The sequence below is a fragment of the Luteimonas campi genome, assembly GCF_051162505.1.
In the GTDB taxonomy this organism is placed as follows: Bacteria; Pseudomonadota; Gammaproteobacteria; order Xanthomonadales; family Xanthomonadaceae; genus Luteimonas.
Window position 1 is genome coordinate 1,014,148 of record NZ_JBNWEM010000001.1, and the last position, 11,928, is coordinate 1,026,075.

Consider the following 11,928-nt stretch of genomic DNA (forward strand, 5'->3'; position numbering starts at 1 on the left):
TCAGGCCGGCAGCAGGGCGGCGGCAGGCGCGGGCTGCGTCGGCCGCGGCCGTCCGAACAGGTAGCCCTGGCCGTAGGCGCATCCGAGTTCGGACAGCAGCTGGCGTTGTTGCGAGGTCTCGACCCCTTCGCCGATGGTGTCGATGCCGAGGGTGCCGGCCAGCGCGAGGATCGCCCGCACCAGCGCGAGGCTTTCGGCCTGGGTATCCCCGGAGAGGCCGGCGATGAAGCTCTGGTCGATCTTCAGCGCCTGGATCGGGAAGCGGTGCAGGTACGACAGCGCGGAAAAACCCGTGCCGAAGTCGTCGAGCTGGGCCAGCACGCCGCGCGCGCGCAAGGTACCGAGGATGCGCGCGGCGCGCGGCGCATCGTCCAGCAGCGCGCCCTCGGTGATCTCGATGCGCAGCCGGCGCGGGTCGACATCGGCGTCCTCGGCGATGCGCAGCAGGCGCTCGGCGAAATCATCGGCGTGGAAGTGCCGCGGCGAGACGTTGATCGACACGTAGCCCTCGGGATGGCCCGCCATCCACGCCACCACGCGCCGGTACAGCAGCCAGTCCACCTGCTCGATCAGGCCGCTGTCCTCGCACACCCGCAGGAACTCCGACGGCGGCAGCCAGCCATGCAGTTCGTGCTTCCAGCGCAGCAGCGCCTCGTGCCCGACCACCGCGCCGTCGGACAGGCGCACGATCGGCTGGAAGTGCGGTTCGAAAGCATCGCGCTGGATCGCGCGGCGCAGGTCCGCCTCCAGATCGAGCAGGCGCATCGCCTCGGCCCGCATCTCCTCGTCGAACAGCGCGCTGCGGTCGCGCCCGCAGGCCTTGGCCCGGTACATCGCGGCGTCGGCATCGCGCAGCAGCTCGTCGGCGTGGCGGTAGCGCGCCTGCCACAGGGCGATGCCGATGCTGGCGGAGGGAAACAGCTCGCGCCCGGCCACCCACATCGATCGCCCCAGCTTCTTGAGGATGCGCGCGGCACGGGCTTCGGCGGCCGCCGCACCGTCCACGCCGGCCAGCACGATCGCGAACTCGTCGCCGCCCAGGCGCGCGACCACGTCCTCGGTCCCGATCGCGGCGCGGATCCTGCGCCCGATCTCGATCAGCATCGCGTCGCCGGCCGCATGGCCCATCGAATCGTTGATCAGCTTGAAGCGGTCGAGGTCCAGGAACAGCACGGCGAACCGCTGGCCGTTCTCGGGCATGCGCCGCATCATGCTGTCGAGACGGTCGAGCAGGAACACGCGGTTGGGCAGCCCGGTCAGGCCATCGTGGCGGGCCTGGTGGGTGAGCCGCTGCTGCGCGCGCACGCGCTCGCCGATCTGCGCGCGCAGTTCGCGGTTGGCCTGCTCCAGCTCGCGGGTGCGCGCATCGACCCGGAACTCCAGTTCGGCATGGGTCGCCTTGAGCACTTCCTGCGCGCGCTTGCGCGCCAGTGCGCCGTCGACATGATGGGCGACGAAGGTCAGCAGGTCCTGGTCGGCCGGGGTGAACACGCAGTCCGGCCTGTGGCTCTGCACGGCGATCACCCCGCAGGCGATGCCGTCGCGGCTGAGCGGCACGCCCAGCCAGCAGTGGGCCAGGCTGCCGTGGCTGCGCACCTGCCCCGCCTGTTCGAGCTGCGCCATGCCGTAGCGGTCCACCAGCAGTGCCTGGCCGGTGCGGATCACGTACTCGGTCAGGCCCGTGCCCAGCCGCCGCGGCCGGCGCACCGGGTCGAGTTCGTCGACCGAATAGGGAAACTCGAGCGAACTGCCGTCCTCCGATAGCAGGGCGATGTAGAAATTCCGCGCGTCCAGCAGCTCGTCGATGATGCCGTGCACGTCGGCGTAGAAGCGCTCGATGCTGCCGGCGGTGATCGACAGCTCGCTGATGCGGAACAGCGCGCGCTGCAGGCTCTCGGCGCGCTCGCGCTCCACGATCTCGGCCTCCAGCACCCAGTTGGCGTGCTGCAGCTCGCGGGTGCGTTCGTCCACCCGCCGCTCCAGTTCCTCCTGCGCGGACTTGCGGTCCAGCGCGGTGAGGATGTGCTGGGCCACGAATTCCAGCAGCGCGCGATCCTCCTGGGTATAGCGCTCCGGCTGGTCGTAGCTCTGCACCACCACCGCGCCGCTGACGCAGCCGTCGCGGCGCATCGGCACGCCCAGCCAGTCGGCGCTGTCGGGCCCGTGTGCAGGGTCGGTCTCCACGCCCAGCGCGCGCCGCACCTGTGCCGACGGCCCCAGCATGGGCTGGCCGTGCCGCAGCATGGCCACGGTCAGGCTGGTGGGCATCTCGGAAAGCGGGATCTCCTCGTCCGGATCGGCCACCCAGGGATCGCGCTGGTCGACGAAGTAGAGGAACCGCAGGGTTTCGCGCATATCGTCATAGCGCACGATGTAGAAGTTCTCGGCCGGCATCAGGGTGCCGACGATGGCGTGGATCCGCGCCAGCATCTCCTGCATGTCGAGGCTGGCGCCGGACAGGTCTGCGATCTCGTAGAGGGCCTGGCGCAGCCGCTCGGACTTGCGCAGGCCCTCGAAGCGCGACTGCGCGCGGGCGCTGGCGACATGCGCGTCGATCAGGCCGCGGGCCAGCCCGATCCAGCTGTCGCGCAGGGCGCCCGGCAGCCGCCCCCCCGGCTGCACCACCAGCGCCACGCGGGTGGTCTCGATCGTCCAGGACTGGACCAGGTCGTGGCGTCCCGCCGCCGCAGCCCCTCCGGCCAGCAGCGTCGCCGCGGCGGCAGGGGCCGCGCCACCGCGACCGCCCTGCGAGATCCCGCCCCCCAGCAGGGGGTCGTCCCAGCCCACCGTGACGGCGGCACCGGGCGGCAGGGTATCGGCCAGCAACGGGCCAAGGGCGGCCAGCGCCGGGTCTCCTCCGGGGTCCCGAACCTGTGCCTCGACCACGGGGATATTCACGACCACGACACCTCCATCGGAAAAGCATAACGGGATCCGGCGCGCGAACCGGCAACCCCGCTTGCGCCCCTCGCCCGTTGCCATGTCCATGTCCTCCTCCCCCACCTGCGGACTGGCGCAGCCGCGCGCGCCCGGCTTCACTCGCACCGGGCCAGCGCTTACCCTGCTGCCGGTGTACGACGCCGCGCCAGCCAGCGACCCCGAAGCCAGCGACGAGACGCTGATGCTGGCCTATGCCGCCGGCGACGTGAGCGCCTTCGAGACGCTGTACGGCCGCCACCGGCTGCGCCTGTACCGCTTCCTGATGCGCCAGTTGCGCGACGCGGCGCTTGCCGACGAACTGTTCCAGGACGTGTGGCAGAAGCTGATCGCCGCGCGCGGCGGCTGGACGCCGGACGCGGCGTTCGCCACCTGGCTGTACCGCATCGCCCACAACCGGCTGGCCGACCACTGGCGCGCACTGCAGCACCGGCCGCCTGCGCCCGCCGACGCGGACGAGCGCACCGCCCGGGTGCCGGACCCGGACACGCCCGAACGGCTGCTGTCGGAATTCGAGCAGCGGCGCCGGCTGCAGCTGGCGCTGGACGAACTGCCGCCGGAGCAGCGCGAGGTCATCGTGCTGCGCCTGGAGCAGGAACTGAGCCTGGAGGAGATCGGCGAGGTGACCGGGGTCGGCCGGGAGACGGTGAAATCGCGCCTGCGCTACGCCATGGACAAGCTGCGCGCGCGGCTGGGGAGCGCTGCGCCATGAGCCGCCACGAACGCGAACCACTGTCGCCGGAAGAGCGCGACCTGGCCCAGCGGCTGTCGCGGCTGGACGCTGCGGCCGCCCCGCCGTCGGCGCTCGACGCCAGGATCCTGGCTGCCGCCCATGCCGCGTCCGCGTCCACCCCGCCGGTCCAGACCATGCCGCGCCGGGCGCGCCGCCGCTGGCCGGTGGCCATGGGCTTGGCGGCCTCGCTGGCGGTCGCGATGGGCGTGGCCTGGCAACTGCGGCCGCTGCCGGACCAGCACGTGCTGGAGACCGCCGCCGAGCGCGTTCCCGCGCCGGCTGCGGCCAACGCCATGCACGCACCGGCTGCGGACGAGGCGGTCGCGGACACGCCCGTTCGCCCCGACGCCCATGGCGCCTCCCTGCCATCGGCGGAAGCCGATCTGGCGGTCCAGGCGGCGCCCGCCTCCGCCGTGCCGGAGGAAGTGGAGCGCGCGCCCAGCCCGTCCGCGCAGGCCGCGCGCGATGCGGCCGAGGCCACGGCACAGGCCGAGGCGCGGCAGGCTTTGGCGCGCCAGGCAGCAGCGCGGCTGGCTGCCCGCGAGGCGGCTGCGATGGCGGCTCCGCCGCCCGCGCCCGTGCCGGCGCCCGTGCCCTCGGCAGTGATCGCACCTGCGGCCGAAGCGTCCCCCGCGCCGCGGCGTGCCGCGCCGGCCCCTGCCGCGGACGCACGGCGGTTCGTGCCCCCGCCTCCGCCGCCGGCCCCGCCGGCGCCGCCCCCACCGTCCGAAGCCGCGGTCGCCTCGCCCGCTCCCGCTATGCCTGCGGCGGGCGTTGCGCCGCCACCGGAGCCGCAGACACGGTCCATCGCGGCGCCTGCGCGGGAACCGCTCACGGTCAGCGGGTCCAGAGCGTCTCCGGCCGTCGAACCCGATCTACTGGCCGACCAGCCCCTGGACGACAGCCCGCCCGCGTCCGCCGAATCGCCCGGCGTACGCGCGCACTGGCTGCAGCGCATCCGCGAACTGCGCCAGGCCGGGCGCGAGGACGAGGCGCGCGCAAGCCTGCGCGAGTTCGTGCGCCGCCATCCGCACGCAAAGGTGCCGGCCGACCTGCGCGTGCTGCTCGAAGAATGACGCTCGACACCCTCGCGGCCCCGGTCGAGCACGTTCTCGAGGTCAAGCGCAGCCGCTTCCTGGCGCGGGCCGCGCCGGTCGGCTCGCCCGCTGAAGCGGCCGCCTTCCTGCACGAGGTGTCGATCGCCGATGCGACCCACAACTGCTGGGCCTGGCGCCTGGGCGGCGACTACCGCAGCAGCGACGATGGCGAACCGGCCGGTACCGCCGGTCGGCCGATCCTGGCCGCGATCGACGGCCAGGGCTACGACCGCGTGGTGGTCGTGGTCACCCGCTGGTTCGGCGGGGTCAAGCTGGGCGCGGGCGGCCTGGTGCGCGCCTATGGCGGCGCCGCGGCCGAGTGCCTGCGGCTGGCGCCCCGCCTGGCCCTGGTCGACACCACGCGGCTGGCGGTGCAGGTGCCATTCGAAGACATTTCGCTGCTGCACCACCTGCTGCCAGCCTTCGCGGCCACCAAACTGGACGAAACCTTCGCCGCCACCGGCGCGCGGATCGCGCTGGAATTGCCCGCCGACCAGGTGGACGCCTTGAAAACGCGCCTGCGCGACGCCACCCGTGACCGGGCACGTTTCGACGACGAAGGCTGATGGCGTTTTCCCATGACCGGCGCGGTCGCGCCCGCGACACCGCGTCCGATGCCGGCAGGGCGCCTATCGGCTCGCTGCGCACGCTATGGCCCTTCGTCCTCCGCCAGAAGGGCCTGTTCGCGGCCTGGCTGGTGGCGCTGGCGGCCTCGTCGAGCGCGACCCTGGCCCTGCCGGTGGCGGTGCGCCATGTGATCGACCAGGGTTTCAGCAGCGGCAGCAATATCGACGCGACCTTCGCGATGGTGCTGCTGGTGGCGCTGGCGTTGGCCGTCGCCACCGCGGCGCGCTTCTTCTTCGTGTCGCTGCTGGGCGAACGCGTGGTCGCCGACCTGCGCAACCGGCTCTACGCGCACCTGGTCGGCCTGGACCAGGCCTTCTTCGAACGCAGCCGCAGCGGCGAGCTGGTCTCGCGCCTGAGCGCGGACACCGAACTGCTGCGCAGCGTAATCGGCTCGACGATGTCGGTGGCCCTGCGCAGCGTGGTCACCGTGCTGGGCAGCGTGGTGATGCTGGTGGTCACCGCGCCCAAGCTGGCGGTGTGGGCGCTGGTCGGCATCCCGCTGCTGGTGTTGCCGCTGGTCCTGGGCGGGCGCCGCCTGCAGTCGATCTCGCGCCAGGCGCAGGACCGGGTCGCCGACGCCAACGCGCTCGCCGCCGAGGCGCTGGGTGCGATCCGCACCGTGCAGTCGCATGCGCGCGAGGACTATGAGCGAGAGCGCTTCTCGGGCGCAGTGGCGCTGTCGGTGGCCACCGCGCGGCGGCGGATCGGCGTGCAGTCGCTGGTGACCGCGGTGGCGATCTCGCTGGTGTTCGGCGCGATCATCCTGGTGCTGTGGTCGGGTGCGCACGACGTGATCGACGGCGAAATGACGGCCGGCACCCTGGGCCAGTTCGTGCTCTACGCGCTGCTCGGCGCGGGCTCGGTGGGCGCGCTGGCGGAAGTCTGGAACGAACTGCAGCGCGCTGCCGGCGGCATGGGCCGGATCGGCGAACTGCTGGGCGAGCGCAGCCTGATCACGGCCCCGGCGCGGCCGGCGGCGCTGCCGCAGCCGCTGCGCGGCGCCCTGCGCCTGGACCAGGTCACGTTCCACTATCCCTCGCGGCCGGAAGCACCTGCGCTGCGCGATTTCAGCCTGGACGTGGCGCCGGGCGAGACGGTGGCCCTGGTCGGCCCCTCAGGCGCGGGCAAGAGCACGGTGTTCGCGATGCTGCTGCGCTTCCACGACCCGCAGTCGGGGCGGATCGCGGTCGACGGCACCGACATCGCCGCGCTCGACCCCTCCGCGCTGCGTGGCGCGATCGCCCTGGTGCCGCAGCACCCCGCGATCTTCGCTGCGAGCGCGCGCGAGAACATCCGCTACGGGCGGCTGGGCGCGAGCGATGCCGAGGTGGAGGCTGCCGCGCGCGCGGCCGAGGCGCACGACTTCATCACCGCCCTGCCTAACGGCTACGACGAACAGCTCGGCGAACGCGGCGCACGCCTGTCCGGCGGCCAGCAGCAGCGCATCGCCATCGCCCGCGCGCTGCTGCGCGACGCGCCCATCCTGCTGCTGGACGAGGCCACCTCGGCGCTCGACGCGCAAAGCGAGCGCGCGGTGCAGACCGCGCTCGAGCACCTGATGGAAGGCCGCACCACCCTGGTGGTCGCGCACCGCCTGGCCACCATCCTCAAGGCCGACCGGATCGTGGTGATGGACCAGGGCCGCATCGTCGCGCAGGGCACGCACGAACAGTTGCTGGCGCAGGGCGGCCTCTACGCCGAACTGGCGCGGCTGCAGTTCATCGACTGAGAGCCGGCGCTTCCGCATCTCCCGCAGCCGCCGCCAGCGCGCGGCAGTGCGCCGCGGTCGCATCGTCCATCGGGAAGCAGCACTCGATGTGCAGCTCGTCCAGGGTGATGTCGCGCGGCATGGCGAAGGTAGTGATGGTCGAGAAGAAGCGCAGCTCGATCCCGTCCCTGCGCAGGACGGTCGTCAACAGCGGCGACGGCGGGTTCGACAGGTCGCGCAGCCGCCAGCGCGCCGGCACGCCCGGATAGGACAGCATGTCCTGCAGCAGCGCGGCCGCGACCCGGTCGCCGGGGGACGCTGCGACCTGCTCGTGCAGGTGCCGGATCAGCTCGCCCGCCACCTCCTCCCAGTTGGCGATCGCCTGACGCAGGTCGGCCGGGTCGAAGAACTGCCGCATGATGTTGTCGTGCGCACTCGGGCGGCCGCCGAGCATCAGCCGGTTGACCCGCTCGGCCGCTGCGTTGGCGCGCAGCACGTCCCAGCGGCGGTTGATCAGGAACGCCGGGTACGGCGACTGCTGGGCGAGGATCGCGTCGATGGCCTGGTCGATGCGCGCCAGCACCGGCGCGCCGAGCGCGGTCTCCGCGAACAGCGGCGCGTAACCCGCGTCCAGCAGCAGCGCATTGCGCTCGCGCAGCGGCATTTCCAGTGCGTCGGCCAATCGCGCCAGCAGTTCCCGCCCGGGCTGCGAGCGGCCGTTCTCGATGCAGCTCAGGTGCCGCGCCGACGTGTCGGCCGCCAAGGCGAGCGCCAGCTGGCTCAGGTGCCGCGCCGAACGCCATGCGCGCAGCCGCGCGCCGACCGGTCCCGGGCGGGTGTCGCTGCCGTGCCTCGCGATCGCACCATCCATGGGCCAAGGATACGGCCGGCCGCGGTCCGGCATCCATGACCCCGGGGTCATGCCGGCATGACGCGCAGGTCATTGCCGCGCACGCCTCACGGGCGCAGCCTGCGCCGCTCGCACCGGCCAGGAGCCACGACATGCATCGACGCACCGAACTCGCCCGCCGCCTGCACGCGCTGCATACCGGGCCGCAGCCGCTGTTGCTGTTCAATGCCTGGGATGCGGGCAGCGCGAAGGCCATCGCGGCCTGCGGCGTCGATGCGCTGGCCACCAGCAGCTGGGCGGTGGCGGCCGCGCACGGCATCGCCGATGGCGAACAGCTGCCGCTGGAGGCGACCCTCGACACGGTCGCGCGGATCGCAGCGGCCAGCGACCTGCCGCTGACGGTCGATCTGGAGCGCGGCTACGGCGATGCGGCCGCCACCGTCGCGCGGGCAATCGACGCCGGCGCGGTGGGCGGCAACCTCGAGGATGGACTGGAGTCCGGACTGCGCCCGATTGCCGAACAAGCCGCGCTGCTGGCCCGGGCGCGCGCAGCGGCGGACGCGCGGGCGCTGCCCTTCTTCATCAACGCCCGCACCGACCTGTTCCTGCAGCGGCCGGCTGACGCGCACGACGCGAGCCTGGTCGAACACGCGCTGGCGCGCGCCCAGGCCTATACCGACGCCGGTGCCGATGGCCTGTTCGTCCCGGGGCTGGTCGCGCCCGCGCTGATCGAAGCACTGGTGCAGCGGTCTCCGCTGCCGGTCAACATCATGTCGATGCAGGGCTGTCCCCCGCTTCCAACGCTGGCGCAGCTTGGCGTCGCCCGCGTGAGCCACGGGCCCGGTCCCTACCTGACGGCCATGCAGGCCCTGGCCGCGGCCTGCACCCAGGCACGCGGCGCGTCTTCGCCCTAACCCGGGACCGCGCATGCACGAGGCCTAGGCGGCCTCGTCGCGCGCGCGCAACTGCCTGCGCCACTCGCGTGGCGACTGTCCGGTGTGCGCCTTGAACGCACGCGAGAGCGCCGCTTCGCTGCCGTAGCCCACGTCCGCCGCCACCGCCTTGAGCGGCCGCCCGCGGCGCAGCGCCTGCTGCACCAGGCCGATCCGCCACTCCTGCAGGTACTGGCCCGGCGTCGTGCCCACCGTGTCGCGGAACGCCGCGGCGAACACGCTGCGCGACATGCCCGCTTCGCCCGCGAGTGCATCGAGCGTCCAGTCGCGTGACGGCGACTCGTGCATCGCCACCAGCGCGCCGCGCAGGCGCGGATGCGACAGGCCCGACAGCATGCCGCCACGGATCCCGCCCCGTTCCATCAGTTGCCGCAGCACCTGGATCATCACCACCTCGAACAGGCGCTCCACCAGGGCCATGCGCCCGCAGCGTTGCTCGAACGCCTCTTCGAACAGCAGGCCAAGCACGGGAGCGGCGCCGTCGACCTCGGCAAGCGGCAGGCACACCAGCGGCGGCAGGGCGGTGGCGATGGGGTTGGCCGCGCCGCCTTCGAATGCCAGGTGCGCGCAGACCATGTCCGCGCCGCGCTCCGGATCGGTGACGAAGCGATGCGCCAGCGGCCGCGCGAACAGCAGCAGGCTGGGTTCGGTCACCTGCAGCGACTCGCGCCCGTAATGCACCGACACCGCGCCCTCGCGCACCAGATGCAGCTGGCCGCGTCCCGACTCGTCCTCGACGGTGTTGATTCCGCACAGCGCCCCGGCATTGAACACCTGCGCCGCGACCGGGAAATGGGTCATCAGTGCCGCGAGGCGATCCGCCATTCCAGAGACTCCCGGTCAAGTTTTCCGGACTTTACGTCACCTGCCGTCGCAACGGCACGCGCAAAGTAGGCCTCACCGGGAACGTCCCGGGCACCCACCCACCGACAGGAGCCCCCAATGGCCATCGACCAGATCCTCTATTCCGCCACCGCCACCGCCACGGGCGGACGCGACGGACGCGCCCGTTCCGACGACAGCGTGCTCGACGTGCAGCTGTCCACACCGCGCGAGCTGGGCGGCGCCGGCGGCCCGGGCACCAACCCCGAACAGCTGTTCGCCGCCGGCTACGCGGCCTGCTTCCTGGGCGCGCTGAAGTTCGTCGCCGCGCGCCAGAAGGTCGCCCTGCCCGCCTCCACCACCGTCACCGGCAAGGTCGGCATCGGCCAGATCCCGACCGGCTTCGGCATCGAAGCCGCCTTGGCCGTCTCGGCACCGGGTGTCGAGCGCGACACGCTGCAGTCCCTGGTCGAACAGGCGCACATCGTCTGCCCCTACTCCAACGCCACCCGCGGAAACATCGACGTCTCGCTGTCCATCGCCGGCTGAAGCCACGCGCCACTGCAGTACCCGCCCGTCTCCACACAGGACCGCCGCCATGAACGCCATCACCCGCACCCTCGCCACCGGCGCGCTCGCGCTCGCCACCCACGCCGCCGCTGCATCGCCCGCCGCGGCCGACCTGCAAACGGCCGCCCGCGCCGCCACCATCGACGGCAGCCACATCGTCACTGCCGACGGCGTGCGCCTCTACTACAAGGACTGGGGCCCGAAGGATGGCCCGGTCGTCACCTTGAGCCACGGCTGGCCGCTGAACGCGGACAGCTGGGAATCGCAGATGCTGTTCCTCGCATCGAACGGCTATCGCGTGGTCGCCCACGACCGTCGTGGCCACGGCCGTTCCAGCCAGCCCTGGGACGGCAACGACATGGATCACTACGCCGACGACCTGGCCGCGGTGATCACCGCGCTGGACCTTCACGACGTGACCGCCGTGGGCTTCTCCACCGGCGGCGGCGAAGTGGCGCGCTACATCGGCCGCCACGGCACGTCGCGGGTGAAGAAGGCGGTGCTGGTCGGCGCGGTCACGCCCTTCATGCTGCGTACCGCCGACAATCCCGCCGGCGCGCCAATCGAGCTGTTCGACGGCTTCCGCGCGGCCGCCCAGGCCAACCGCGCCCAGCAGTACCTGGACATCGCCTCGGGCCCGTTCTTCGGCTTCAACCGGCCCGGCGCCACGCCGAGCCAGGGCCTGATCCAGACCTTCTACGTGCAGGGCATGCAGGCCGGCCACCGCAACACCTACGAGTCGATCGCAGCCTTCTCGGCCACCGATTTCCGTGGCGACCTGGCGAAGTTCGACGTGCCGACCCTCGTGATCCACGGCAGCGACGACCAGATCGTTCCGCCGGAGCTGTCGGCGCAGCTGGTGCCGCGCCATGTGAAGCACGCGCAGGTCATCCTCTACCCCGGCGCGCCCCACGGCATCACCGACACCCACAAGGACAGGCTCAACCAGGATCTGCTCGACTTCCTGAAGAAGTAAGTACAGGGTCGCGGCCGCGGACATCCGCGGCCGCGTCTTCTTGCCCGCACGACTGGCAATTGCTGATCCCACGATGCGTCGCCAACACCGGAGCACATGCCGGTGCCGAGAAGCGCGGGAAGGGCGAATCGCAGAGCGAGAAAGTAAGGCCGGCCCGCCACCGCAGCGGCCTGTTCCGCTGCCGGCCCTCGCCGAAGCAGCCCCGACCAGATCGCACGGCAGATCCTGGTGCCACCAACTGCACCGAAGACGCGCCGTGCGGGGCCGGTGGGCCTTCGCAGCGAAATCAAGGAGGAGGCCTGCGCTGTAGCGCAGGCCGGGGGACATTCGCGGAAAAGGCCCACCGTTCGCGCACGGCCCACCCGGTCGCGGCTCGCTTGCCGAAGCAGGCCAGTGAAGACCCCCCGCAGACCCTGGTGTCACATATGCATCCGAAAAGGCGCCGTGCGCGGCCGGTGGGCCTTCGGAGCGAAATCAAGGAGGAGGCCTGCGCAGTGGCGCAGGCCGGAGGACATTCGCGGAGAAGGCCCGCCGGTCGCGCACGACCCATCTGATCGCGACGCGCTTGCCCAAGCAGGCCGGTGAAGATCGCACCGAAAATCCTCGGGCCACATATGCACCCGAAGACGCACCGCGCGTGACCGGTGGGCCTTCG

10 protein-coding genes are annotated in these 11,928 nt (G+C 72.3%); 7 read left to right on the plus strand and 3 right to left on the minus strand.

What is annotated here, in order from left to right:
* Positions 1 to 2,898, minus strand: a complete 2,898-nt coding sequence (locus tag ACQYVW_RS04570; RefSeq protein ID WP_434946182.1) for an EAL domain-containing protein — start codon at positions 2,896 to 2,898, stop codon at positions 1 to 3.
* An 88-nt stretch (positions 2,899 to 2,986) separates the two neighbouring features.
* On the opposite strand from ACQYVW_RS04570, the gene ACQYVW_RS04575 reads away from it, so the two are divergent.
* Genes ACQYVW_RS04575 through ACQYVW_RS04590 form a run of 4 tightly spaced genes read left to right on the plus strand, consistent with a single transcriptional unit; the run spans position 2,987 to position 7,123 of the window.
* Positions 2,987 to 3,649 carry an RNA polymerase sigma factor gene (locus ACQYVW_RS04575; protein WP_434946183.1) on the plus strand — a complete coding sequence of 221 codons (663 nt, stop codon included), beginning with the start codon at positions 2,987 to 2,989 and terminating at the stop codon, positions 3,647 to 3,649.
* Positions 3,646 to 4,746, plus strand: a complete 1,101-nt coding sequence (locus ACQYVW_RS04580) for a hypothetical protein (protein ID WP_434946184.1) — start codon at positions 3,646 to 3,648, stop codon at positions 4,744 to 4,746. Before ACQYVW_RS04575 ends, ACQYVW_RS04580 begins: the two co-directional genes overlap by 4 nt.
* Positions 4,743 to 5,333 carry an IMPACT family protein gene (locus ACQYVW_RS04585; RefSeq protein WP_434934069.1) on the plus strand — a complete coding sequence of 197 codons (591 nt, stop codon included), beginning with the start codon at positions 4,743 to 4,745 and terminating at the stop codon, positions 5,331 to 5,333. Before ACQYVW_RS04580 ends, ACQYVW_RS04585 begins: the two co-directional genes overlap by 4 nt.
* Positions 5,333 to 7,123 carry an ABC transporter transmembrane domain-containing protein gene (locus ACQYVW_RS04590; RefSeq protein WP_434946185.1) on the plus strand — a complete coding sequence of 597 codons (1,791 nt, stop codon included), beginning with the start codon at positions 5,333 to 5,335 and terminating at the stop codon, positions 7,121 to 7,123. The genes ACQYVW_RS04585 and ACQYVW_RS04590 overlap by 1 nt, the downstream gene beginning before the upstream one ends.
* Here ACQYVW_RS04590 and ACQYVW_RS04595 read toward each other — a convergent pair.
* Complete coding sequence (locus ACQYVW_RS04595) at positions 7,113 to 7,973, minus strand: helix-turn-helix domain-containing protein (RefSeq protein ID WP_434946186.1); 861 nt, start codon at positions 7,971 to 7,973, stop codon at positions 7,113 to 7,115. The genes ACQYVW_RS04590 and ACQYVW_RS04595 overlap by 11 nt on opposite strands.
* Positions 7,974 to 8,104: 131 nt before the next feature.
* On the opposite strand from ACQYVW_RS04595, the gene ACQYVW_RS04600 reads away from it, so the two are divergent.
* Positions 8,105 to 8,866, plus strand: coding sequence for an isocitrate lyase/PEP mutase family protein (locus tag ACQYVW_RS04600; RefSeq protein ID WP_434946187.1), 762 nt, complete (start codon positions 8,105 to 8,107; stop codon positions 8,864 to 8,866).
* A 24-nt stretch (positions 8,867 to 8,890) separates the two neighbouring features.
* Here the strand turns inward: ACQYVW_RS04600 and ACQYVW_RS04605 are convergent, their stop codons facing one another.
* A complete protein-coding gene (locus ACQYVW_RS04605) occupies positions 8,891 to 9,730 on the minus strand; it encodes an AraC family transcriptional regulator (protein WP_434934073.1) in 840 nt (279 codons plus the stop codon).
* 117 nt (positions 9,731 to 9,847) lie between these two features.
* Here ACQYVW_RS04605 and ACQYVW_RS04610 point away from each other — a divergent pair, with 117 nt between their 5' ends.
* A complete protein-coding gene (locus ACQYVW_RS04610) occupies positions 9,848 to 10,276 on the plus strand; it encodes an organic hydroperoxide resistance protein (RefSeq protein WP_434934074.1) in 429 nt (142 codons plus the stop codon).
* Between the two features lie 49 nt (positions 10,277 to 10,325).
* Entirely contained in the window at positions 10,326 to 11,273 is a 948-nt protein-coding gene (locus ACQYVW_RS04615; RefSeq protein ID WP_434934075.1) for an alpha/beta fold hydrolase, read from the plus strand.
* Positions 11,274 to 11,928: the final 655 nt, after the last annotated feature.

Bases quoted from the DNA above. Each gene is read 5' to 3' on its own strand.
- ACQYVW_RS04585 (WP_434934069.1), top strand. From the start codon at position 4,743: ATGACGCTCGACACCCTCGCGGCCCCGGTCGAGCACGTTCTCGAGGTC.
- ACQYVW_RS04595 (WP_434946186.1), bottom strand. From the start codon at position 7,973: ATGGATGGTGCGATCGCGAGGCACGGCAGCGACACCCGCCCGGGACCG.
- ACQYVW_RS04575 (WP_434946183.1), top strand. From the start codon at position 2,987: ATGTCCTCCTCCCCCACCTGCGGACTGGCGCAGCCGCGCGCGCCCGGC.
- ACQYVW_RS04610 (WP_434934074.1), top strand. From the start codon at position 9,848: ATGGCCATCGACCAGATCCTCTATTCCGCCACCGCCACCGCCACGGGC.
- ACQYVW_RS04590 (WP_434946185.1), top strand. From the start codon at position 5,333: ATGGCGTTTTCCCATGACCGGCGCGGTCGCGCCCGCGACACCGCGTCC.
- ACQYVW_RS04605 (WP_434934073.1), bottom strand. From the start codon at position 9,730: ATGGCGGATCGCCTCGCGGCACTGATGACCCATTTCCCGGTCGCGGCG.
- ACQYVW_RS04580 (WP_434946184.1), top strand. From the start codon at position 3,646: ATGAGCCGCCACGAACGCGAACCACTGTCGCCGGAAGAGCGCGACCTG.
- ACQYVW_RS04600 (WP_434946187.1), top strand. From the start codon at position 8,105: ATGCATCGACGCACCGAACTCGCCCGCCGCCTGCACGCGCTGCATACC.
- ACQYVW_RS04615 (WP_434934075.1), top strand. From the start codon at position 10,326: ATGAACGCCATCACCCGCACCCTCGCCACCGGCGCGCTCGCGCTCGCC.